The sequence below is a fragment of the Pseudomonas sp. MWU16-30316 genome (genome assembly GCF_020515645.1).
In the GTDB taxonomy this organism is placed as follows: Bacteria; Pseudomonadota; Gammaproteobacteria; order Pseudomonadales; family Pseudomonadaceae; genus Aquipseudomonas; species Aquipseudomonas cerasi.
The window spans coordinates 578712-600772 of sequence record NZ_JAIZAZ010000001.1; the positions used below are offsets into that span (position 1 = coordinate 578712).

The following is a 22061-nucleotide window of genomic DNA, read 5'->3' on the forward strand; positions in this document are numbered from 1 at the left end:
GATCTGCCTTTTCCCTCAATCTGGAATGACGACTATGCCAAACACCACGTTTTCGCGCTTCGCCACATGTCTGTTGGGCCTGGCCCTGTTTGCCGGCAGCGTTCAGGCTGCGCCCACCGCCACACCCGGTACGCTGAAAGTCGGCATGGAGATTTCCTATCCACCGTTTGAGTCCTACGAGGGTGACAAGGTGGTGGGTTTTGACCCCGAGGTGGCGAACGAGCTGGCCAGGCAACTGGGCGGTATGAAGGTCGAGTTCGTCGACACACGCTTTCCGAATCTGATCCTGGGCCTTAACGCCAACCGCTTCGACACCATCATTTCCGGCATGTACATCACTGATGAGCGGACCCGGCAGGCCGAGGCGATTCCATATGCGCAGGTGGGCGCAGCCATCATGGTACGCAGCGACAGCACCGCGAAACCCCAGCAGCCTGAAGACTTGTGCGGCCTGAAGGTCGGTTTGCAGCAAGGCACCAACTGGATCAATCAGCTCAAGGCCGTGTCAGCCGATTACTGCGTCCGGCAGAACAAGGGCGAAATCGCGATCAGTGAGTTTCCGACCACGGCAGAGGCGTCGCAGGCACTGATCTCCGGCAATATTCAGGCACATCTGGAGATCTCGGCGGCGGCGAAAATGATCGTCGACAAGGCCCGTGGCCGCATCGTGATCAGTTCTGAAAAGTCCCTCTACCCGCAGACGCTGGGCATCTATGTGAAGAAGGGCAACGGCGAACTGATTGAAAAACTGCGCGATGTGGTCGAGCGCTACAAGCAGAGCGATGCGTACCGTGAGCTGCTGAGCAAGTACAACCTGGAACCGGCGTAAGTCACGGCTGCCCGCACACTTCACAGCAAGCGGCTTTTTGTCACGCGCGCGCATCGCGCAGCCGGCAAAGAGCTGCTTGCGCGAATGCGGTGCCTGCTTAACGGCCAGAGACGGTCCTGCGGCGACAGCGGTTCGCCGTTCGGCCTTCGCCATCCATCTGCTGCACCGAGGTCATCATGGCATTCGAATGGGCCTATTTTTTCTCGCTGTTCTCCGTACAGGCTTTCTGGAAAGCCTGCCTGACGGTGGTTCAGCTCAGCGTCCTGTCCTGGTCGGCAGGTCTGGCACTGGGTTTCCTGCTGGCCAGCGCCAGGCTGTCGACGCATGCGTGGTTGCGCGTGCCGGCCAGCCTGTACATCTGGCTGTTTCGTAGCATCCCGTTGCTGGTGCTGCTGGTGTTCGTTTACAACCTGCCGCAACTGTTTCCGGCCTCAAGCAGTGTCTTGTCGCAGCCGTTTTATTCCGGGCTGATCGCCCTGGTACTGACCGAAACGGCGTACATGGCCGAGATTCACAGAGGCGGGTTGCTGTCAGTGCTCAAGGGCCAGCGTGAAGCCGCCAGAGCGCTGGGCATTCGCGGTCTGGGCGCGCAGCGTCTGGTGGTCATTCCGCAGGCGATTCGTATATCGCTGCCAACGCTGACCAACGAATACGTGACCATCGTCAAACTGACGTCGCTGGTGTCGGTGATCTCGCTCAACGAGTTGCTGCTGGTTGGCCAGCGCCTTTACGCACAAAACTTTCTGGTGCTGGAAACCCTGGCGGCAGTAGCGATGTACTACGTGCTGATCGTCACGCTGTTTGGCTGGCTGTTGCAATGGGCCGAGCGTCATCTGGACTTGTCGCGCAAAAACGCACGGACCCTGGAGGATGCGCAGACCGATGCCCTGCGCCAACCCGCAGGGTCTGGCAAGCCACGTTGCGTGCCGGTTCCGGGACAACCCGATGCCCTGCTGCTGCGCGGTATCCACAAGCGCTATGGCAACCACGAAGTACTCAAGGGCATCGACCTGCTGGTCAGGCCCGGTGAAGTCATTTCGATCATTGGTCCGTCCGGCTCCGGCAAGACTTCGTTGATCCGCACGATCAACAATCTGGAAAGCATCGATCAGGGCGAGATTGTCCTGTTCGGCAATGACTTCATTCGCGCAGGAGAACGCGCCGACTCTCCGGTGATCCGGCAGGGCATCCGGCGCATCGGTATGGTGTTCCAGAACTTCAACCTGTTCCCGCACCGTACCATTCTCGACAACGTCATTCTCGCGCCGCGTTATCACGGCCTGGCCAGCACCGCTCAATTGCGTCGCAAGGGCCATGCGCTGCTGGATCGTGTCGGGTTGCTGGCGCATGCCGACAAATACCCGCATCAATTGTCGGGCGGCCAGCAGCAGCGTGTGGCGATTGCCCGTGCGCTGGCGATGGAGCCGGACATCATGCTCTTCGACGAACCGACTTCGGCGCTGGACCCGGAGTTGGTCGGCGACGTGCTCAACGTCATTCAGGATCTGGCTGCCGAGGGCATGACCATGCTGATCGTCACTCATGAGATGGATTTCGCGCTGTCGATTTCCGATCGCATCGTGTTCATGGAGAACGGCCATGTGGTCACTGATGCCTCGCCCGCGACCATCCGCCAGGACGGCGATCCGCGCGTGCGACGCTTTATCGGCCTGGAACAGGAGCGCGCAGCATGACCACCTGTGGAGAGTTTCTGGTCAGACAACTGAGCGCCTGGGGCGTCGACACGGTATTCGGCATCCCCGGCGTGCATACGGTTGAGCTGTATCGCGGCCTGCCGGGCAGTGGCATTCGACATATCACGCCGCGCCACGAACAAGGCGCGGGCTTCATGGCCGACGGTTATGCACGGGTCAGCGGCAAGCCCGGGGTGTGCTTTATCATTACTGGCCCAGGCATGACCAATATCCTCACGGCAATGGGCCAGGCGTATGCGGACTCGATCCCGATGCTGGTGATTTCCAGCGTCAACGAACGTCATCGGCTGGGTCTGGGCAATGGCTATCTGCACGAGTTGCCGAACCAGCGCGCGATGGTCGCCGGGGTCAGTGCCTTCAGCCACACGCTGATGAGCGTCGAGGAACTGCCTGCGGTTCTGGCACGGGCCTTTGCCGTCTTCGACAGCCAGCGTCCACGGCCTGTACACATCGAGCTGCCGCTGGACATTATCGTCGCCAGCGCCGCGCACATGACACTGCAGCCGCGCCAGATCATCGATCGACCCGCGCCGGACCCTACAGCCATTGCCCGGGCCGCTACACGGTTGCGCTCGGCCCGGCGTCCGCTGTTGCTGCTCGGCGGTGGCTGTGTCGCAGCGATGGAGCAAGTGCACGAGCTGGCGGCCCGGCTGGATGCACCGACGGCCCTGACCATCAACGCCAAAGGCCTGCTGCCGGCCGGGCACCCGTTGCTGCTGGGCAGCAACCAGTCGCTGATGCCGGTTCGGCAATTGGCGCTGGACGCCGATGTGGTGCTGGCGATTGGCACCGAGCTGGGCGAGACCGATTACGATGTGGTGTTCGACGGCAATTTCAGGATTGGCGGCGAGTTGATTCGCATCGATATCGATGCCGGGCAGTTGACCCGCAACCATCCTCCGAGTCTGGCGATCCTCAGCGATGCCACTGCGGCAATAAGTGCCTTGCTTGCCGAGTTGCCAGTGCGTGCGGCCAATAAAGCCAGCCCGGGTGCTCAACGAACCGCGGCGGCGCAGGAGCAACTGGCCGAAGGCTTCAGTGCCTGGGCGCATTACCGAAAACTGTTCGAGTGCGTGCTTGAAGTGCTGCCCGAGGCGCGTTTTGTCGGTGATTCGACGCAGACGGTGTACAGCGGCAATCATCTGGTGGAGCTGGACAGTCCACGTCGCTGGTTCAATGCCTCCACCGGTTACGGCACCCTGGGCTACGGCTTGCCTGCGGCCATCGGGGCCAGACTGGCCGAGCCCTCGCGCGCGGTGATCAGCCTGATGGGCGACGGCGGCATTCAGTTCACCCTGCCGGAACTTGCCAGCGCCGTGGAGGCGCGGGTCGGCATTATTGTGTTGTTGTGGAATAACCAGGGCTACGGCGAGATCAAGCGCTACATGGAGCGCCGCGACATCACGCCGCTGGGCGTGGACATCCATACGCCGGACTTTCTGACCATCGCCCGAGGGTTCGGCTGTGTGGCTGAACGTGCTCGCGATTACCAGCACCTGCAGGCGCTGCTGCGTGAAGCGCCGGATGACCGGCCGCTGATTATCGAAATCGAAGAGGCGCCGCCGTTTGCGCCTTGAGCCGCCGCGCGTCGTCACCGCCGCCGCTGCGAGCCAATCCGCTTCAGCCGCAAATCGGTGGCGTCTGCCTGGCGGATAAAGCCTGCCCGGTGCAATTGCGTCCTGCATGGAATTCTTGATGGAGCTCTGCCATGAACACCCCGCATTACATCAACGGTCGTTGGCTGGAAGGCCAGGGCGCCGACGTTCTGATCGTCCACGAGCCCGCTCTGGGCCAGCCCTTCGCCGAAGTGATCAGCGCCAGCAGCGCGCAGGTCGATCAGGCTGTCGCTGCTGCCCGCGCCGCGCTTCCCGTCTGGAAAAATACGCCTGCTGCCGAACGTGCCTCATTGCTGCGCGGCTTTGCTGATCACCTCGCGCAGCGCCGCGAAGCCTTGATTGCGCTGCTGATGCGCAATAACGGCAAGCCTCGTCATGAAGCCGAAGTCGATCTGGATGACGCCGTGGCAACGTTCAGTTACTTCGCCCACCTGATCGAGGCTCAGCCCACCCATCGCGAGGTTGAACTGGCCGCCCCCGGCTTTACTTCGCGTACCCGCCTGGAGCCGGTGGGCGTAGTGGGTCTGATCGTGCCGTGGAATTTTCCGTTGGTCACCAGTGCCTGGAAACTCGCTCCGGCGTTGGCTGCCGGTTGCACTGTGGTGCTCAAGCCCTCGGAGGTCACGCCCCTGATCGAGCAGGTTTACGGCGAAATTGCCGACGCGCTCGGCTTGCCCGCCGGAGTGCTGAATATCGTCAGCGGCAGGGCTGATACCGGCGCAGCGTTGAGCAACCATCCAGGTCTGGACAAGCTGTCGTTCACCGGCAGCAACGGTGTGGGCCGCCAGGTCATGCACAGCGCAGCGGCGTATTGTCGGCCGGTGACGCTGGAGCTGGGCGGTAAATCCGCGATTATCGTATTCGACGACTGCGACCCGGATCAGGCGGTGGAATGGATCGTCGCAGGCATCTGCTGGAACGCCGGGCAAATGTGCTCGGCCACCTCGCGGCTGTTGGTTCAGGAGGGCATCGCCGAGGGATTGATTCCTCGTTTGCAGAAGGCATTCGAAGCGCTGCGGGTCGGTAATCCGCTGACTGAAGACGTCGACATGGGACCACTGAGCAGTGAGGCGCAGTGGCACAAGGTCCGTGAGTATTTCACTGTTGCCCGGGAGGAGGGTATGCAGTGTCTGACCGGTGGAACAGCACTGGCACGTGATGGTTGGTTCGTCAGCCCGACGTTGTACCGCGACGTGCCTGTCAGCAGTCGCCTGTGGAGTGAAGAAATCTTTGGTCCGGTGCTGTGCCTTCGCTGTTTCAGCACTGAACAGGAAGCTGTCGACCTGGCCAATGACAGCTGCTTTGGGCTGGTGGCGACGGTTGCCAGCGCTGATATCGAGCGCGCCGAACGGGTGGCCGATGCGCTGGAAGTAGGGCATGTGTGGATCAACTCGATCCAGGCGGTATTTGTCGAAACGTCGTGGGGCGGCAACAAGGGCAGCGGTATCGGGCGTGAGCTCGGGCCTTGGGGACTGGCGGCCTATCAGGCGGTGAAGCATGTGACCCGGTGCCTGGGGTAGGTCTCTTTCTGCCTGGAAAGAGCCTCCCTTTATTCTTTATACGCTGCTGGACGTGGTTTATCGGACAGGGCTCACTGGAATGATCCCTATTCGGCCTGGCATTCACACACCGGGTGATTGATGTACAGAAAAACGGCCCTCTGCGGGTGCCGGGTTACAAGGCATTCCTGAGCGTTTGCAGGTGGGCTACCTGGCGGGTGAATTCGCTGTGTGACAGGCGTTGCGGCGGGCGAGGGCGCAGTGCGTCGCTGATGGCGCTGGTGGGCTGACGGGTCAGGCGTGCAAGCACTTGCCATTGTTCGGCAACGACCAGCCGTTCGAAACCGGGATGCAGTTGGCGGGCGCGACGCAGGATGTCCTGTTGCAGGCGTTTGATCAGCGCCTGCTGCCCGGTGTGTTTGCGCAGGAACTCGGCGCTGGCGCGCAGGTGCTCGGTCAGTTGGCGGCGTGCAAGTGGCGCGGGCCTGCGTAACGGGCCCTCGCGCAGACCGATGTGCCAGAGACCCAGGCCGATCAGCAGTGCCAGCGTCAGCAGCGCCTGAGGATAGTTACGCAGCAACAGGCTCAGCAGGTTGTCGTGTTCGGTTTGCAGCACCAGGGTCACTTGGCTGTCCTGCGTCAGATACCAGAGCAGCCAGGCATTGTCATAGTGGCCGATCGAGCGGGTTTTCCACAGGTTGGCGTCCGTGACGACGGTGATCAGCCCGTTGCCCCGGCTTATTTGCAGCAGGTGTGTGGCATCGGCGCTGTTGGCCCAGGATTGAGCGTTATCTTCCGGGTCTTCGAGGTGAAACGCCGGATCGAAACTCATGTAGGCCGGGGCGCTCTCGTTTTCCAGGTACAGGCGGGTCAGCTCCGGCCAGGGCATTTTCTTGCGTTTGGGGGCGGGCGTCATCAGCGGGATGGGCAGTGGCGGCTGAGCGTCGGTCAACTGCTGTTCCTTGGCATTGATGTCTTTGGTGAGGTACTGATGAATCTGCAGACTGTCCAGCAGCAGATCGCCGCTGCGGCCTTTTTGTTCGTCCCAAAGTTGTTCGGCGACGAACAGCAGGTGCCCGCCTGCCTCGGCCCAGTTCAGCAGCTTTTGGGTTTGCGCCGGGGTCATGTCTTCCCGGTCATCGAGCAGCAGCAGGGTCTGGGTGCTCTGAGTCGGGTCGGGAAGTTGAGCCAGCGTGTCGATGGTATTGACCGTGATGGAGCGGCCACGCAGAAAATGTTCGGCCGCCAGCCAGGGATTGGCCTTTGCCTGTGGCGAGGGGCCCTGATCGACCGTTTTCTCGTAGCGCTCGAGCTGAGTGCTCAGAAACAGCGCGCCGCCTGCCAGCAGCAACAGGGCCAGCAGCCCGATCAGCAGGCCGGTGCGGCGGCTCATGGCTGCGCTGCCTGGCTGAACAGACGACGCCAGCCATCGCAGAGTTCCTGCCGGGCATGGGCCGGTGGCAGGCGATGTCCATAGGCGAGGTTCTGCCAGTGCAGGGTCAGCGTGTGGCTGAACTCACTCAGCCGCGGCTGGTTGAGCGCGGCGATACGTTCCAGCACCTGACTTTCGGTATCGGCATTTTTTAATGGCAATCGATAGTCGCTCAGCAAGCGGCTGAGCAGGGCGCGATACAACAGACCCAGCGCTTCGCGAGGCTGGCTGTTCCAGAGCTGTTCGGCCCGGCCGGCAACATCGTCGGGCAGGCTTTCGGCACTGACTTGCAGGCCGAAAAGTTGCTCCGGCGCCGGGCGGGTGGTTTTTACCTTGCTGACCTCTCGGCCTGCGAAGGTCCTGAACCAGTCCCGATAACGGAAGATCACCAGCCCCACAAGCACGATGACCACGGCCCACAGCAGCACTTCAATCAGGCTGGCCAGGGCGCTCGCTGCGCGCAGAAGCCGATTGAGCCAGGTCATCAGCCAGCTCTGGTCGCGCGTGTCCCGAGCCGCAGACTGGCCTTTCTGTTTTTCAGGAAAGCGCCAGCCGGTTTCAGTCTTTGGATTACGGAAGGGCGGTTGTTGCAGAACGTTCTGGATCTGGCTGCGTGCCGCTTCGCTGGTCAGGGACTGGCGGGTCAGGCGCGGTGTGTCGGGCGCGGCCATGGACGGGTCAGGGTCCGTCTGAGCGGTTTCCGGCAATGGGCAGCTGTAGCTGGGTTGATCGGCCCAAGCCGGTGCTGGCGCTGCAGAAAGTACCAGCCCGACGCCCATCAACACCGCATAGGCCGTGCCGATCAGGCGCTGCCGCAGGCGCCGGAAGATCAGCTCTATATCCCAGGCTTCAAGAACCGTGCGGCGATTCAAATACAGGGTGAAGCCGCAGGCGACATACACAGGCTCCCAGATGACCAGCGCCAGGGCATAGAAAAGGTTGGTCAGGTGGTCGATCCATAGCCACTGGTTTTCAACGTCGAGCAGACTCATCCAGTGCCAGTCGATCTGGATCTGCTGCGGTATCAGGGCGTAGAGCAGGATCAGCAGGCCTATCCACAGTGCGTATTCCAGGTGTGCGCCAACGATGGTGAGCAACTGTGCGGCACGCAGGTCTTTCTGGCTTAGCAGGCTGATGCGCAGGGCGCGCTCGGTACCTGCCAGATGCTCCAGTTGCTGCACCGGCAGTTGGAAACTGCGACTCAGGGAAAGACGCCGCCACAGGAGGCTGGGCAGCAGTTGCTCCTTCAGTGTCGCCGGCCATGCCTTGAGGGCCTGTCGCAGTGTCGGCGTGGCACCGAACAGTGACTGCGAAAGGATCAGCAGCGGCAACCGTTCGAACGCAGGTTTGAGCCACCAGAACAGCAGGATGGCGGCCGTGGGGTAATCCCAGAGCAACGCACTGAGGATGCCGAAAAAGGGCAGGGTGACGATTGCCCAACTGCTCATCAGCACGCGGCGGTGCCGCCCGGCGAGCAGCACGCCCAGGTCGATGGCTTCCCAGGGCAAGCGCGGGCGTATGGCAACGGTCGACTCAGTCAGGCGCATGAGGTGTACGTCCTGCCAGAGTCAGATACGCGGCCACCATCACCCACAGGACGGTACCTGTCACGTACTTGAGAAGTGGTCCGGGCCAGGTCATCGATGACCAGTACGCCTCGATGAAGGCTGCGATCAGCAGAAACAGGATTACCCCGCCGACCAGTTGCATACTGGCCCGCGCGGCGATGCGCAGCGCGGCACTGCGCGTCAGCCTTCCGGGGGCCAGCAAGGCCCAGCCCAGCTTGAGACCCGCCGCCCCGGCCAGGGCGATGGCCGTCAGCTCGAAGGCGCCGTGACCAATGACGAAGGGCCAGAAGGTCTGCCCGTAACCGATGTCTGTCAGGTGCCCGGCGATTGCGCCGGTCATCAAGCCGTTGAAGAGCAGGAAGAACAGGCTACCCAGCCCGAACAGCAAACCGCTGGCATAGGTCTGGAAGGCGATACCGATGTTGTTCATGATGTAGTAGCCGAACATCATCCAGTCCGTATCGGAACCCCGCTCGACGGGCTGTCCGACCCGGCTGGCCGACGGGTCATACATGCTCTGCATGTCTGCCAGTTGTTCGGGGCTGACGACGCTGTAGATCAGTTGTGGAAAACCATACACCAGCAACGCCATGCCGATCAGGCTGCCGAACAGCAGGAGGCTGGCAACCAGTACAAAGCGCCACTCGGCCCGCACGCGTCGCGGAAAGCCGCTCAGAACGAAGCTCAGCAGTCGTACCCCGGCAGTGCTGCGGTGACGGTAGAGTTGCTGGTGACCGCGCATGGCCAATTGGTGCAGGGGGTCGACCAGATGGCTGCTGTAGCCGCGCTCCTGGGCCAGCGCCAGATGGTGGCAGAGGCGTCGATAATCGCCGGGAAAGCTCTCGCCGCCGCTGACATCGCCCTTGCCCTGTTCAAGGGCCGTCAGGCGCTGCTCAAAGCGTTGCCACTCCTGCTGATGGCGGGTTTCAAACAGGCTCTGCTTCATGTCGGCCCCAGCAGGTGGCGGGCGATGCCGTTGACATGAGCGACCGCCGTGTCGGCGGGGATACGCAAGGGTTCGGCAAGGATGGCCGCCAGTTCCTGGGTTCGTGCGCTGGACAGTTCACCCTGCCGCTCCGCCAGGCCGAGCACCGCCCGCTGTTCATCCAGATGCAGGGCAAAGGGCACCATGACCGGTTCGGCCTGCGGCAGGGTAGGGCGCGCCACCGGCCGGTCGCTGTAAATCACCAGCGTTCCGGCGGCGAGATCACCCAGCCGTTTGAATAGCGGATGGTTCAGACAAGTGATCGCCCCCAGCCCGTAGCCCAGCGGGAGCATGTCGACGAAGCGCAGCAGATTGCGGATCAGCGACGAAGACCAGTCTATGGGCGTGCCGTCGTCATGCACCACCCGCAGCCCGAGCAAGCGCTTTCCGGGTGTGCGTCCCTGGTTGAGCACTTCAAACAGTACCATGTACCACCAGTTCAGCAGAAAAAACACCAAAGCGGCCAGACCCATGCCGAGCTTGTCGAACAGTTGCAGAAGCACAAAGAACACGCCGATGAGGGCTGCGCGAATAGCAAAGTCGATGCCGAACGCCAGTGCGCGGGAAACCAGCCCGGCAGGGCGCAGAAGCATGTCGATGCCTTCTGGCGTCTCGATTTCAATGCGCGTGTCCAATGGCGTGGGCAGCGCTGCATTCCTTGGCGAAGCGGGACGGGATGACATTGTCGGAAGGACGCGCCTGAAAACGAAAACTGATGCTAGCTACCGCAGCGGAGCTAAGCAACCGACCATTCAATACGCGGGCTGTAAGAAAACATTTCCCGGTGCGCCGGATACGACCCGATTAGCCAATGACACCTGTCACGCCCTACACTTCGCGGGTCTTTTGTTCAGGATCAGCCCGTGACTTCCAGCATCTTCTGGTACGACTACGAAACCACCGGTATCAACCCGCGCAATGATCGTGCGCTGCAGATGGCCGGGATTCGCACGGATACCGACCTCAATGAAATCGCGGCTCCGGTCAATCTGCACTGCCAGCTCAGCGATGACATCCTGCCTCATCCTGCCGCCTGCATGATTACCGGAATCACTCCAGCCACGCTGGTAGAAAAAGGCTTGTGCGAGGCCGATTTCATGACGCGCGTACATGCCGAACTGTCGGCACCGGGTACCTGTGGCGCGGGTTACAACACCCTGCGTTTTGATGACGAAGTCACGCGCTACAGTTTTTATCGCAACTTCTTCGACCCCTATGCCCGCGAATGGCAGGGGGGCAACAGTCGCTGGGATCTGATCGATGTTGTCCGGGCTGCCTATGCATTGCGCCCCGATGGCATTGTCTGGCCGGAACAGGACGGTCGGGTCACGCTGAAACTGGAGCGGCTGACGGCTGCCAATGGTATTGATCATGGACAGGCGCACGACGCGTTATCCGATGTGCGTGCAACTATTGCTCTGGCCCGTTTGATTCGTGAAAAGCAGCCGAAGCTTTATGACTATTTGTTTGCATTGCGCAGCAAACAGAAAGTCCAGGAGCAGGTTCGCCTGATGCAGCCTCTGGTGCATATTTCCGGACGCTTTTCTGCGGCGCGCAATTACCTCGGCGTGGTGCTGCCGTTGGCATGGCACCCGCATAATCGCAATGCGCTGATCGTGTGTGATCTGCACCTGGATCATTCACCGTTGTTGCACGAGGACGCTGAAATACTCAAACGGCGTTTATATACGCGGCACGACGCGCTGAGCGACGGCGAATTGCCCGTGCCGCTCAAACTATTGCATATAAACCGCTGCCCGGTGATCGCGCCGCTGGGGGTGCTGCGTAGCGAAGATCAGCAGCGGCTGCAACTGGACATGGCCGGCTATCAGGCACGCGCAACGCAATTGAGTGAACACCGCGAAGTTTGGCACGATAAACTGGCGGTCGTTTACGGCAAGGACGATTTCGCCGCAAGTGAAGATCCCGAACAGCAGTTATATGATGGTTTTATGGGGGACCGTGATCGTCGACTGTGTGAGCAAGTTCGGCAGGCCGAACCCGAACAATTGGCGCGTGACGCCTGGCCGTTTGATGATGCCCGATTGCCTGAATTGTTATTCCGGTATCGCGCTCGTAACTTTCCTGACACCTTGAGTGGCGAAGAGCAAACACGCTGGCGGGATTTCTGTCAGCAGCGATTGCGCAGCCCGGAATGGGGCGCTCCCAACACCCTGCATGACTTTACGGCCGCATTGATAGAATGCTCCCTTAGTGCCGCGCCAGAGCAGTTGGAGGTGTTGCGGCAATGGCAGGATTATGCAAACGAACTGAGTAACCGTCTGGGCGTATAGAAAATACCGGGCAATAAAAAACGCCAGCAAGCTGGCGTTTTTGCAATCGCGATGAACCGCGACCTTGTGAAGCTTAGCCCAGCAAAGTGGCCCAGCTTTCAACGTCGTCGCTGCCCCACTTGGCTTTCCACTCTTTCAGCGTCTTGTGGTTGCCACCTTTGGTTTCGATGACTTCACCGTTGTGCGGGTTCTTGTATTGCTTGACCTTGCGCGCGCGTTTGGTGCCGGCAGGTTTAACAGCGCCGCCACGAGGGGCCTTGTTTACCTTGGCATCCGGATCCAGCAGGGCAATGATGTCACGCAGCGACTTTTGGTATTCGCCCATCAGCGTGCGCAGTTTGCCTTCGAATTCCAGCTCGGTTTGCAGTTTGTCGTCTTGCGACAGGTTCTTCAAACGGGCTTGCAGTTCTTTGATGGCTTCTTCTGTGGCGCGGTATTCGTTGATCAGGGACATGAGGAGACCTTATGTTGTGAGGGTTGCAGGGATACAGTGCGGCAATAATAGTCACTGTAAATGAGCAAGTAAACATTAAATAAAAGTTTTATTTGAATTATTTAGCAATATACACGCGTCCTACAGACCTCTGAACTAGGGGTGGGCCGTGCGTCCTTCAAAAGATCGCCGCTATAAATCCCTCCTTATTACAGGTTTTGTTTAGCGGCGGACCCCGTAAAAACCCATACTGGCAAGGTGCAATCTTTGGCCTTGGCGGTGTGCTTTTTCGGCATCTGAATTCAGGCAACAGAGATACTGCAGTTTTGCTGCGCAGCCGCTAGAATAGCGGCTTTGCGAAGTTCTGGAGTTTCCCCTAATGCGCACTTTTCGTCTGGTGATTGCTTGCCCGGACCGTGTAGGCATCGTTGCCAAAGTCAGTAACTTTCTGGCGTCCCATAACGGCTGGATCACCGAAGCGAGTCATCATTCTGACAATCTCAGCGGCTGGTTTTTCATGCGTCACGAGATTCGTGCCGACACCCTGCCTTTTGACCTGGACGGGTTCCGTGAAGCCTTCACGCCGATCGCCGAAGAGTTTTCGATGGACTGGCGCATTACCGACTCGGCGCAGAAGAAGCGCGTCGTGCTCATGGCAAGTCGTGAATCGCACTGTCTGGCTGACCTGCTGCACCGTTGGCACAGTGACGAACTCGACTGCGACATCGCCTGTGTGATTTCAAACCACCAGGACCTGCGCAGCATGGTCGAGTGGCATGACATCCCTTACTACCATGTTCCGGTGGACCCGAAAGACAAGGAGCCTGCGTTCGCCGAGGTATCGCGTCTGGTCGGTCATCACCAGGCCGACGTCGTGGTTCTGGCGCGTTACATGCAGATCCTGCCGCCACAGCTGTGCCGTGAATATGCCCATCAGGTCATCAATATCCACCACAGCTTCCTGCCATCGTTCGTCGGCGCCAAGCCTTATCACCAGGCCTCGTTGCGTGGCGTCAAACTGATCGGTGCGACCTGTCACTATGTGACCGAAGAGCTCGACGCCGGTCCGATCATCGAGCAGGACGTCGTGCGCGTCAGCCACCGTGACAGCATCGAAAACATGGTGCGTTTCGGCCGCGACGTGGAAAAAATGGTGCTTGCCCGCGGCCTGCGCGCTCACCTGGAAGACCGCGTTCTGGTTCACGACAACAAGACAGTCGTCTTCGACTGATCTATCTTTTCCGGAGCGCGCCCGTCGCGCTCCCGACTCAATGTCGGCAATGGTGCAACGCGCAAGGTGACCGCCAATGACCGATCCTCTCGACAAAGCCACTTCCATCGCTCCGGCAACGCTTGGCGAAGGCTGCCTGAGCCGCTATGACCCTGCTGAACTGACTGCGGAAAACGGCACTGATTTCGACGGAGCCGCAGCACTGTGGCGCGAGCTGCAGCAAGCGCAAGCGCCTGTTGAAGGGCTTGAGGAGGAGGGGACGCAAGAGGGGAAGTGAGTCAAACCCTTGAGCGGCGCCGTGCATGCACCGCCCAAAGGGTTTCAGATCAGGCCAGGGCTTTGGAAGCCAGCCAGAACAGCGCTGCGGACAAGGCGACGGTCGCCGGCAGGGTCAGCACCCAGGCCAGCAGGATGGTGCGCACGGTTCCGCCTTGCAGGCCGCTCTTGTTGGCGACCATGGTGCCAGCTACACCCGACGACAGAATGTGCGTGGTGGAGACTGGCAGACTGAACACGTTGGCCAGACCGATCGCGCAGGCGGTGGTGATTTGCGCCGACATGCCTTGTGCGTAAGTCATGCCCTGCTTGCCGATCTTCTCGCCGATCGTCAGGACCACGCGTTTCCAGCCGACCATGGTGCCGATGCCCAGCGCCAGTGCCACCGCGAGAATCACCCAGAACGGTGCGTATTCGGTGGTGGTGGTCAGGTCCTTGCGAAGTTTCTCCAGGTCGGATTTTTCACGCGCAGACAGGTCCGGAAGTTTGCCGACCTTGCGGGCGGTGTCGTCCAGGCACAACAGATAGCGACGTACTTCGATGCGGCTTTCAGGGGCCAGCGCGTGGTAGTCGGACACGCCTTTCAGGCGGTCGAGCAGCGCGTCGATGGTAGGTTCGGTCTGCTTCGGATTACAGGCGGAGCTGGACGGCAGGTCGCCTTTTTCAGCTTTACCCATCGCCAGATATTCACCCAGCGTGCTGCTGTTGCGCTGATAGAACTGGCTCAGGTGCTGGGTCGCATCGCGGGTGCGTTCGATCTGATAGGTGGTGCTGGTGAGGTCAAGCACGAACTGGCTGGGCACGATACCGATCAGCACCAGCATGATCAGGCCAATGCCTTTCTGGCCGTCATTCGAACCGTGTACGAAGCTGACCGCCATGGCGGAAATGACCAGCACCAGACGGTTCCAGAACGGCGGGTGCTTCTTGTCATCCAGCTTGCGGCGCTGGTCGGGGGTCTTGTGCATCTTCGACAGCGGGCGCCACCATTTCAGGGCAACCAGCACCAGACCCGCAACGATAAAGCCGGCCAGCGGCGAGAACACCAGCGAAGCACCGATATCGATCGCTTTTTGCCAGTTCACGCCATCGGCCAACGGTATATCGTTGAGCAGCGCATTGGCCAGACCCACACCGAGTATCGAGCCGATCAGCGTATGCGAACTGGAGGCCGGAATACCGAAGTACCAGGTACCGAGGTTCCAGGTAATCGCCGCCGCCAGCAGCGAGAACACCATGGCCAGGCCATGTCCGGTGTTGACGTTGATGAGCAGCTCGACTGGCAGCAGATGGACGATGGCATAGGCAACGCCTACGCCGCCCAGCAACACGCCGAGAAAGTTGAATACACCGGAAAAGAACACGGCCAGATGAGGCGGCATCGCTTTGGTGTAAATGACTGTCGCCACCGCGTTGGCGGTGTCATGAAAGCCGTTGATGAACTCGAAGGTGAGGACGAAAGCCAGGGCGAGCAACAGGCTCACAAGCACCCAGGCATCAAGCCCGCTGAATAAATCGATCATGTAGGTTTTCTGACCGGGTCTGAAGGGGGCGCGATTATGACAGAAAAAATACCGAACGACTTGTCGTCACCGCCAGGTGTCGCCTCAAACCAAAAAAAAGACGCATGAGCGCCGCCCCGTTGAATGCTCAATGAGGCAGTAAGGCATGTAATTCAGAGTGCTGGAAGTGAGAGGCGAATCGGGCTGGGTCATCAGACCCGCGCTGTCACGGCTCTTCTTTCAGGCCTTCTTCCATTTTTTGCAGTTCTTGCTTGAACGCTTGGTCCAGCAGGCTGGCTCTTTTGCGCCAGGGCTTGCGTTCCGGTTCCGGTTGCGCGGCGTAGGTGGTGATTTCACCGCCGTAGACATCCTTGTAGCGTTGCTCCTGGCGCTCAAGTTCCGCGCGCAGTTCATCTTTAGTCACTTTAATACCTGTTTGAGTCGAATGGGCTCTGGCGATGACGCAAAACATTGCAAGTATGTTCACTCCAGTCTGGCTGTATACCCAATACAGTCAGCGACCTGTTCGGACAGTTGCGCGAAAGGTTTACCGGACATGCCTGTTGTTGTCTGCGGCTACGTGCACCAGAGAAAAACACCTGTCGTAGCGACACTCGTTTGATTTCAAGCGCAGGGCTTGCGCTGGCAGGCCTGCTTAAGGTCTCGCTGCGAGGGTGCACCGCGACAACGCGCCGACAGGACAGTCGAGGCGGGAATCGGGTGAACGGATCAATCGTTGCGAGGGTAATGCCGACCAACTGACGGATACTATCTCCAAGAACTTCTGCTACGTCAACAACAGAGGTTGAATGAGTTCACAGGTCTGGTTTTTTTGTACGATTGTTCCGAAGTTTCAGTGAGCCGTTTATATGACATAAGTTTTATAAAACAGTTTTCACTTTCGACGACAAAATGTTGGCGAAGAAATTCAACGCCTTTTATATGCAGGATGTGTGGAGTTACGCGGCGGGCACAGACCGGGAACGGGATGACGAGGAGGGGGTCGCAAGCGTCTGTCGCGCGGAAGGTGCCTGAATAATGAAAACGGCCTTGCTTGGTGAGCAAGGCCGCTGCCTTGGACTTCTCAGTGGGTACCTGACCAGTATTTCCAAGAAGTCACTTCATGGCAGAGGTAAAGGTATAAGTATATTTACATGGGGTCAATTGCGATTATCGGCCACCTGTTCGATAATCGCACAAGTGGGTGCGGGTTTCGCTTCTCTAAAAAGAGCTGAAACCTGCGGTTTACAGGGCTTCAAGGCAGTTACATAAGGTGTGTCAATGAACGACGAACTGCGTAAATCTTTTGCCTCATTGGCACCGCCCATCGTGGCATCGCCCGCAAAGCGCATTCAGGCGCTGACCGGTGACCCGGATTTCATGACGTCGCTGGCGCGTGGGCTGGCCGTGATTCACGCCTTTCAAGAGCGCAAGCGGCACCTGACCATTGCGCAGATCAGCCACCGCACGGAAATCCCCCGCGCGGCAGTTCGCCGTTGCCTTCACACGCTGATCAAGCTCGGTTATGCGACCACTGACGGCCGTACCTACTCGCTACTGCCCAAGGTGCTGACCCTGGGCCACGCCTATTTGTCATCGACGCCACTGGCAACGTCTTCGCAGCCTTATCTGGACCGTATGAGTGACCAGTTGCATGAGGCGTGCAACATGGCCACGCTGGAAGGCGACGACATTCTTTATATAGCGCGCTCTGCCACGACGCAGCGGCTGATCTCGGTCGACCTCTCCGTGGGCGGCCGTCTTCCAGCGTACTGCACGTCCATGGGCCGCATTCTGCTGGCCGCACTCGATGACGTGTCGTTGCATGAATACCTTGACCATGTGGATCTGCAGCCCAAGACCAGCCGCACCATTCGCACGCCGGAAGCCCTGCTCGAATGTCTGCAACTGGTTCGGCAGCAGGGCTGGTGCATTGTCGATCAGGAACTGGAGCAGGGGCTGCGTTCGATTGCCGTGCCGGTCTATGATGCGTCGGGCCAGGTGCTGGCCGCGCTGAATGTCAGCACCAGTGCCGGGCGTGTGGCACGCAGCGAGCTGGAGCAGCGCTTTTTGCCGATCATGCTCGATGCCAGTCGTGACCTGAGCACGCAACTGTTTACCTGACGTGGCCGTGTTTTCGACTGATTGAATTCGTTCGATTACCGAACGTTTAGTCGATTATCGGATTGTTTGCCCTCGTGCTCAGGCATAACCTCATTTTCATTCCGGCGCAGGTCTTCGCGCTGATCATTGAACGTGATGTTGGGTTCGGAGCACCTCATGGCAGACATTCTTTCTCTACGCGATGCGGTGAAGCAACTGGTCAACGATGGCGACACCGTTGCGCTGGAAGGCTTCACTCATCTGATCCCCACGGCCGCCGGCCATGAAATCATCCGTCAGGGTAAAAAAGACCTGACCCTGGTGCGCATGACGCCTGACCTGATCTACGACCAGTTGATCGGCGCCGGTTGTGCGAAGCGGCTGATTTTTTCGTGGGGCGGCAACCCTGGGGTTGGCTCCTTGCACCGTTTGCGCGATGCCGTTGAAAAACAGTGGCCGCGTGAAATGGAAATTGAAGAGCACAGCCACGCCGACCTCGCCAACGCCTATGTCGCTGGCGCGTCCGGTCTGCCGTTTGCGGTGCTGCGCGCTTATGCCGGGTCCGACCTGCCCAAGGTCAACCCGCTGATCAAGACGGTCACCTGCCCGTTCACCGGCGAAGTATTGGCAGCGGTGCCTTCGGTACGTCCCGACGTCACCGTGATTCATGCGCAGAAAGCCGACCGCAAGGGCAACGTGCTGTTGTGGGGCATTCTCGGTGCGCAGAAAGAAGCCGCGCTGGCTGCGAAGCGTTGCATTGTGACGGTGGAGGAAATCGTCGATGACCTCAAGGCACCGATGAATTCCTGCGTGCTGCCAACCTGGGCGCTGAGTGCGGTGTGCCTGGTGCCAGGTGGCGCTCACCCGTCTTATGCGCACGGTTACTACGAGCGTGACAATCCGTTCTATCAGGCCTGGGACCCGATCGCCCGAGACCGGGAGACGTTCACGGCGTGGATCGATGAATACATCCACGGCACCGCAGACTTCAGTGAATTCCAGAGCAAGCTGGCTCACGCTTCGGAGGCCAAATAATGACTTACTCCACCAGTGAAATGATGACCGTTGCCGCAGCCCGTCGCTTGCGTAATGGTTCTGTGTGCTTCGTCGGCATCGGCCTGCCTTCGAAGGCGGCGAATCTGGCACGTCTGACCTCTGCGCCCGACGTGGTACTGATCTACGAGTCGGGTCCGATCGGCGCCAAGCCCACGGTGTTGCCGCTGTCTATCGGTGATGGCGAGTTGGCTGAAACCGCAGACACAGTGGTATCCACCAGCGAAATCTTTCGTTACTGGCTGCAGGGCGGCCGTGTCGATGTCGGCTTTCTCGGCGCGGCGCAGGTCGACCGTTTTGGCAACATCAACACCACCGTGGTCGGCGATTACCACCAACCAAAAGTGCGTCTGCCGGGAGCCGGTGGTGCGCCGGAGATCGCCGGGTCGGCCAAGTCAGTGCTGATCATTCTCAAGCAGTCGGCGCGTTCGTTCGTCGACAAGCTGGACTTCATCACCTCGGTTGGCCATGGCGAAGGCGGCGATTCGCGCAAGCGTCTGGGGCTGCCCGGTGCTGGCCCGGTGGGTATTATCACCGACCTGTGCATCATGGAGCCGGAAGCCGGCACCCATGAGTTCGTCGTGACCACGCTCCACCCTGGCGTGACCCGCGAGCAGGTTATTGCCGCAACCGGCTGGGCGATCCGCTTTGCCGACACCGTTGTTGTGTCCGAAGAGCCTACTGACGTCGAACTGACGGCGCTGCGTGATCTGGAAGCACGAACCGCTGCGGCTCACGGTCAGGTTGCGGGAGAAGCGTGATGCGTGAAGTATTCATTTGCGATGCGATTCGTACGCCCATCGGTCGGTTTGGTGGCGGGTTGTCTTCAGTGCGTGCAGACGACCTGGCCGCGGTGCCGATCAAGGCGCTGATGGAGCGCAATCCTTCGGTCAACTGGGAAGAAATCGACGAAGTGTTCTTCGGCTGTGCCAACCAGGCCGGTGAGGACAACCGCAACGTTGCGCGCATGGCTGCTCTGTTGGCCGGGCTGCCGGAAAGCGTACCGGGCGTCACCCTCAATCGCCTGTGTGCTTCCGGAATGGACGCCATCGGCACCGCTTTCCGGGCCATCGCGTCAGGTGAAATCGAGCTGGCAATCGCCGGAGGCGTCGAGTCGATGTCTCGTGCGCCCTTCGTGATGGGCAAGGCCGATGCCGCGTTTTCGCGCAACATGAAGCTGGAAGACACCACTATCGGTTGGCGCTTTATCAATCCGGCGATGAAAGCGCAGTACGGCGTGGACTCAATGCCGGAGACAGGCGACAACGTTGCAACCGACTTCAGGATTTCTCGAGCCGATCAGGATGCTTTCGCCCTGCGCAGCCAGCAACGCACTGCCGTTGCCCAGGCTGCGGGCTTTTTCGAGGAAGAGATCGTGCCGGTGCGGGTCGCGCACAAAAAGGGCGAAACCATTGTCGACAAGGATGAGCATCCGCGTGGCGATACCAGTCTGGAAACCCTGAGCAAACTCAAGCCGGTCAACGGCCCGGACCGCACAGTGACTGCCGGTAATGCGTCCGGGGTCAACGACGGTGCTGCGGCGCTGATTCTAGCGTCGGCCGAAGCGGTGAAAAAGCATGGCCTGACACCCCGTGCCCGCGTACTTGGCATGGCCAGCGCGGCGGTTGCACCACGGGTGATGGGCATTGGCCCGGTGCCAGCGGTGCGTAAACTGGTCGAGCGGCTGGGCTTGGCGGTGACCGATTTCGATGTCATCGAACTCAATGAAGCATTTGCCAGCCAGGGTATTGCGGTGCTGCGCGAACTGGGTCTGGCGGACGATGCGCCGCAGGTCAATCCCAACGGCGGGGCAATTGCCCTTGGCCATCCGCTGGGCATGAGTGGCGCGCGGCTGGTGCTGACGGCGCTGCATCATCTGGAGAAAACCGGCGGGCGCAGAGGCCTGGCAACCATGTGCGTCGGCGTCGGGCAGGGGCTGGCGCTGGCCATCGAGCGGTAAGCCCTCCCGTTTCAACCTGTTGTCCAGCAACCCGGATCGTTTGTCTGCCTCCACGAAAAGGCGGGCCGATGATCCGGGTTGTTGTTCGTCCGGGCACTGGATGTTCAACCCTGCCGATTTTTCCTGGTGGCTGAATTGCTCTGACTTATTGTGCTCGATTAAAGACGGTGTTACAGATTGTTTCTTATGGACAGTTCTGCTTGGGGAAAATAATGACTACAACATCAAAAGCACCGCATTACACCGGCGAGGAGCGAAGCAAAAGAATATTCGCCATTGTCGGTGCTTCATCCGGCAACCTGGTCGAATGGTTCGACTTTTATATCTACGCCTTCTGCGCGATTTATTTCGCACCGGCTTTCTTTCCTTCCGATGATCCGACCGTTCAGTTGCTCAACACTGCAGGTGTGTTTGCCGCTGGCTTTCTGATGCGTCCGATTGGCGGCTGGCTGTTTGGTCGTGTCGCAGACAAACATGGCCGCAAGAACTCCATGCTGATTTCGGTCACCATGATGTGTGCCGGATCATTGATCATTGCCTGCCTGCCGACCTATGCATCGATTGGTGCCTGGGCGCCGGCCTTGTTGCTGATGGCGCGCCTGCTGCAAGGCCTGTCGGTGGGTGGCGAGTACGGCACCACGGCCACTTACATGAGTGAAGTGGCGTTGCGTGGCCAGCGTGGCTTTTATGCTTCGTTTCAGTACGTGACTCTGATCGGCGGGCAACTGCTGGCGGTGTTGACGGTGGTCATCCTCCAGCAATTCCTGACCACCGAAGAGTTGCGTGACTACGGCTGGCGCATCCCCTTCGTGATCGGTGCTGCCGCAGCGGTCATCGCCTTGCTGCTGCGTCGCACCCTCAACGAAACCACCACAGCCGAAAGCCGGCAGGACAAGGACGCCGGCAGTATCGCGGCACTGTTCAAGCATCATGCCGCAGCCTTCATCACAGTGCTGGGTTACACCGCCGGTGGCTCGCTGATTTTCTACACCTTCACGACCTACATGCAGAAATACCTGGTCAACACCGGAGGCATGGAAGCCAAGACCGCCAGCTACATCATGACCGGCGCGCTGTTTCTGTACATGTGCATGCAACCGTTTTTCGGCATGCTCGCGGACCGCATCGGCCGTCGCAATTCGATGCTTCTGTTCGGTGCGCTGGGTACGCTGTGTACAGTACCGATCCTGATGACGCTCAAGACCACCACCAACCCGTTCATTGCCTTTGTGCTGATTACCCTGGCGCTGGCGATCGTCAGCTTCTACACCTCGATCAGCGGGCTGGTCAAAGCCGAGATGTTTCCACCTCAGGTTCGCGCACTGGGCGTGGGGCTGGCGTATGCGGTGGCCAACGCGGTGTTCGGTGGCTCGGCTGAGTGGGTTGCGCTGAAACTCAAGAGTGCCGGGATGGAGAACAGTTTTTACTGGTACGTGACGGCCATGATGGCGGTAGCGTTCCTGTTCAGTCTGCGCTTGCCCAAAGAGCCCAAGTACCTGCATCAGGATCATTGATCGCAGGGTTTGTTTCGGCCACAAAAAAACCACCTGATCAGGTGGTTTTTT

At 59.8% G+C, this 22061-nt stretch carries 19 protein-coding genes; 12 read left to right on the plus strand and 7 right to left on the minus strand.

What is annotated here, in order from left to right:
• Window positions 1-34 precede the first annotated feature (34 nt).
• The 4 genes from LCH65_RS02800 (at window position 35) to LCH65_RS02815 (ending at window position 5680) form a co-directional block, all read left to right on the plus strand.
• Window positions 35-829, plus strand: coding sequence for a transporter substrate-binding domain-containing protein (locus LCH65_RS02800; RefSeq protein ID WP_003363874.1), 795 nt, complete (start codon window positions 35-37; stop codon window positions 827-829).
• A 176-nt stretch (window positions 830-1005) separates the two neighbouring features.
• Window positions 1006-2523: an amino acid ABC transporter permease/ATP-binding protein gene (locus tag LCH65_RS02805; RefSeq protein WP_226439118.1), complete on the plus strand. Its 1518-nt coding sequence runs from the start codon at window positions 1006-1008 to the stop codon at window positions 2521-2523.
• A complete protein-coding gene (locus LCH65_RS02810) occupies window positions 2520-4121 on the plus strand; it encodes a 5-guanidino-2-oxopentanoate decarboxylase (protein WP_226439119.1) in 1602 nt (533 codons plus the stop codon). The genes LCH65_RS02805 and LCH65_RS02810 overlap by 4 nt, the downstream gene beginning before the upstream one ends.
• Before the next feature lie 131 nt (window positions 4122-4252).
• Window positions 4253-5680: an aldehyde dehydrogenase family protein gene (locus LCH65_RS02815; protein WP_226439120.1), complete on the plus strand. Its 1428-nt coding sequence runs from the start codon at window positions 4253-4255 to the stop codon at window positions 5678-5680.
• Window positions 5681-5834: 154 nt separating this feature from the next.
• On the opposite strand, the gene LCH65_RS02820 is transcribed toward LCH65_RS02815, so the two are convergent.
• From LCH65_RS02820 to LCH65_RS02835, 4 genes are read right to left on the minus strand one after another with little or no spacing between them, the layout of a single operon-like run.
• The gene (locus tag LCH65_RS02820; protein WP_226439121.1) at window positions 5835-7052 is read right to left on the minus strand and encodes a DUF4350 domain-containing protein; all 1218 of its coding nucleotides are present in this window, start codon (window positions 7050-7052) and stop codon (window positions 5835-5837) included.
• A complete protein-coding gene (locus LCH65_RS02825) occupies window positions 7049-8638 on the minus strand; it encodes a DUF4129 domain-containing protein (RefSeq protein WP_032609155.1) in 1590 nt (529 codons plus the stop codon). The genes LCH65_RS02820 and LCH65_RS02825 overlap by 4 nt, the downstream gene beginning before the upstream one ends.
• Window positions 8625-9605, minus strand: a complete 981-nt coding sequence (locus LCH65_RS02830; RefSeq protein WP_003431389.1) for a stage II sporulation protein M — start codon at window positions 9603-9605, stop codon at window positions 8625-8627. Before LCH65_RS02830 ends, LCH65_RS02825 begins: the two co-directional genes overlap by 14 nt.
• Window positions 9602-10327, minus strand: coding sequence for an RDD family protein (locus LCH65_RS02835; RefSeq protein WP_226439122.1), 726 nt, complete (start codon window positions 10325-10327; stop codon window positions 9602-9604). The genes LCH65_RS02830 and LCH65_RS02835 overlap by 4 nt, the downstream gene beginning before the upstream one ends.
• Window positions 10328-10507: 180 nt before the next feature.
• Here LCH65_RS02835 and sbcB point away from each other — a divergent pair, with 180 nt between their 5' ends.
• The gene (sbcB, locus tag LCH65_RS02840) at window positions 10508-11938 is read left to right on the plus strand and encodes an exodeoxyribonuclease I (RefSeq protein WP_226439123.1); all 1431 of its coding nucleotides are present in this window, start codon (window positions 10508-10510) and stop codon (window positions 11936-11938) included.
• Between the two features lie 73 nt (window positions 11939-12011).
• Here the strand turns inward: sbcB and mvaT are convergent, their stop codons facing one another.
• Entirely contained in the window at window positions 12012-12392 is a 381-nt protein-coding gene (mvaT, locus tag LCH65_RS02845) for a histone-like nucleoid-structuring protein MvaT (RefSeq protein ID WP_002554971.1), read from the minus strand.
• Between the two features lie 358 nt (window positions 12393-12750).
• On the opposite strand from mvaT, the gene purU reads away from it, so the two are divergent.
• Together purU and LCH65_RS02855 are read left to right on the plus strand one after the other, a co-directional pair.
• The gene (purU, locus tag LCH65_RS02850; RefSeq protein ID WP_003363851.1) at window positions 12751-13602 is read left to right on the plus strand and encodes a formyltetrahydrofolate deformylase; all 852 of its coding nucleotides are present in this window, start codon (window positions 12751-12753) and stop codon (window positions 13600-13602) included.
• A gap of 76 nt (window positions 13603-13678) precedes the next feature.
• Entirely contained in the window at window positions 13679-13879 is a 201-nt protein-coding gene (locus LCH65_RS02855; protein WP_226439124.1) for a hypothetical protein, read from the plus strand.
• A gap of 49 nt (window positions 13880-13928) precedes the next feature.
• Here LCH65_RS02855 and LCH65_RS02860 read toward each other — a convergent pair whose 3' ends face one another.
• Both LCH65_RS02860 and LCH65_RS02865 read right to left on the minus strand, forming a co-directional pair.
• On the minus strand, window positions 13929-15401 hold the full coding sequence (locus tag LCH65_RS02860) for an inorganic phosphate transporter (RefSeq protein ID WP_003363847.1): 1473 nt from the start codon (window positions 15399-15401) through the stop codon (window positions 13929-13931).
• A gap of 205 nt (window positions 15402-15606) precedes the next feature.
• Window positions 15607-15804: a hypothetical protein gene (locus tag LCH65_RS02865; RefSeq protein ID WP_002554967.1), complete on the minus strand. Its 198-nt coding sequence runs from the start codon at window positions 15802-15804 to the stop codon at window positions 15607-15609.
• Window positions 15805-16661: 857 nt separating this feature from the next.
• On the opposite strand from LCH65_RS02865, the gene pcaR reads away from it, so the two are divergent.
• The 5 genes from pcaR to LCH65_RS02890 all read left to right on the plus strand — a co-directional run bounded on the left by pcaR (window position 16662) and on the right by LCH65_RS02890 (window position 22010).
• Window positions 16662-17504 (plus strand): pca regulon transcriptional regulator PcaR, encoded by an 843-nt coding sequence (gene pcaR, locus LCH65_RS02870; RefSeq protein ID WP_003363842.1) that lies wholly within the window; start codon window positions 16662-16664, stop codon window positions 17502-17504.
• A gap of 156 nt (window positions 17505-17660) precedes the next feature.
• A complete protein-coding gene (locus LCH65_RS02875) occupies window positions 17661-18518 on the plus strand; it encodes a CoA transferase subunit A (RefSeq protein WP_058416590.1) in 858 nt (285 codons plus the stop codon).
• On the plus strand, window positions 18515-19297 hold the full coding sequence (locus LCH65_RS02880; protein WP_226439251.1) for a CoA-transferase subunit beta: 783 nt from the start codon (window positions 18515-18517) through the stop codon (window positions 19295-19297). Before LCH65_RS02875 ends, LCH65_RS02880 begins: the two co-directional genes overlap by 4 nt.
• Window positions 19297-20496 carry a 3-oxoadipyl-CoA thiolase gene (pcaF, locus tag LCH65_RS02885; protein ID WP_003431382.1) on the plus strand — a complete coding sequence of 400 codons (1200 nt, stop codon included), beginning with the start codon at window positions 19297-19299 and terminating at the stop codon, window positions 20494-20496. The genes LCH65_RS02880 and pcaF overlap by 1 nt, the downstream gene beginning before the upstream one ends.
• A 212-nt stretch (window positions 20497-20708) precedes the next feature.
• A complete protein-coding gene (locus LCH65_RS02890) occupies window positions 20709-22010 on the plus strand; it encodes an MFS family transporter (RefSeq protein WP_003431380.1) in 1302 nt (433 codons plus the stop codon).
• The last annotated feature ends 51 nt before the right edge of the window (window positions 22011-22061 follow it).

Bases quoted from the DNA above. Each gene is read 5' to 3' on its own strand.
- LCH65_RS02825 (WP_032609155.1), bottom strand. From the start codon at position 8,638: ATGCGCCTGACTGAGTCGACCGTTGCCATACGCCCGCGCTTGCCCTGG.
- LCH65_RS02815 (WP_226439120.1), top strand. From the start codon at position 4,253: ATGAACACCCCGCATTACATCAACGGTCGTTGGCTGGAAGGCCAGGGC.
- LCH65_RS02860 (WP_003363847.1), bottom strand. From the start codon at position 15,401: ATGATCGATTTATTCAGCGGGCTTGATGCCTGGGTGCTTGTGAGCCTG.
- LCH65_RS02810 (WP_226439119.1), top strand. From the start codon at position 2,520: ATGACCACCTGTGGAGAGTTTCTGGTCAGACAACTGAGCGCCTGGGGC.
- LCH65_RS02875 (WP_058416590.1), top strand. From the start codon at position 17,661: ATGGCAGACATTCTTTCTCTACGCGATGCGGTGAAGCAACTGGTCAAC.
- LCH65_RS02835 (WP_226439122.1), bottom strand. From the start codon at position 10,327: ATGTCATCCCGTCCCGCTTCGCCAAGGAATGCAGCGCTGCCCACGCCA.
- LCH65_RS02820 (WP_226439121.1), bottom strand. From the start codon at position 7,052: ATGAGCCGCCGCACCGGCCTGCTGATCGGGCTGCTGGCCCTGTTGCTG.
- LCH65_RS02800 (WP_003363874.1), top strand. From the start codon at position 35: ATGCCAAACACCACGTTTTCGCGCTTCGCCACATGTCTGTTGGGCCTG.
- LCH65_RS02890 (WP_003431380.1), top strand. From the start codon at position 20,709: ATGACTACAACATCAAAAGCACCGCATTACACCGGCGAGGAGCGAAGC.
- LCH65_RS02855 (WP_226439124.1), top strand. From the start codon at position 13,679: ATGACCGATCCTCTCGACAAAGCCACTTCCATCGCTCCGGCAACGCTT.
- purU (WP_003363851.1), top strand. From the start codon at position 12,751: ATGCGCACTTTTCGTCTGGTGATTGCTTGCCCGGACCGTGTAGGCATC.
- LCH65_RS02830 (WP_003431389.1), bottom strand. From the start codon at position 9,605: ATGAAGCAGAGCCTGTTTGAAACCCGCCATCAGCAGGAGTGGCAACGC.
- LCH65_RS02805 (WP_226439118.1), top strand. From the start codon at position 1,006: ATGGCATTCGAATGGGCCTATTTTTTCTCGCTGTTCTCCGTACAGGCT.
- pcaF (WP_003431382.1), top strand. From the start codon at position 19,297: ATGCGTGAAGTATTCATTTGCGATGCGATTCGTACGCCCATCGGTCGG.
- pcaR (WP_003363842.1), top strand. From the start codon at position 16,662: ATGAACGACGAACTGCGTAAATCTTTTGCCTCATTGGCACCGCCCATC.
- mvaT (WP_002554971.1), bottom strand. From the start codon at position 12,392: ATGTCCCTGATCAACGAATACCGCGCCACAGAAGAAGCCATCAAAGAA.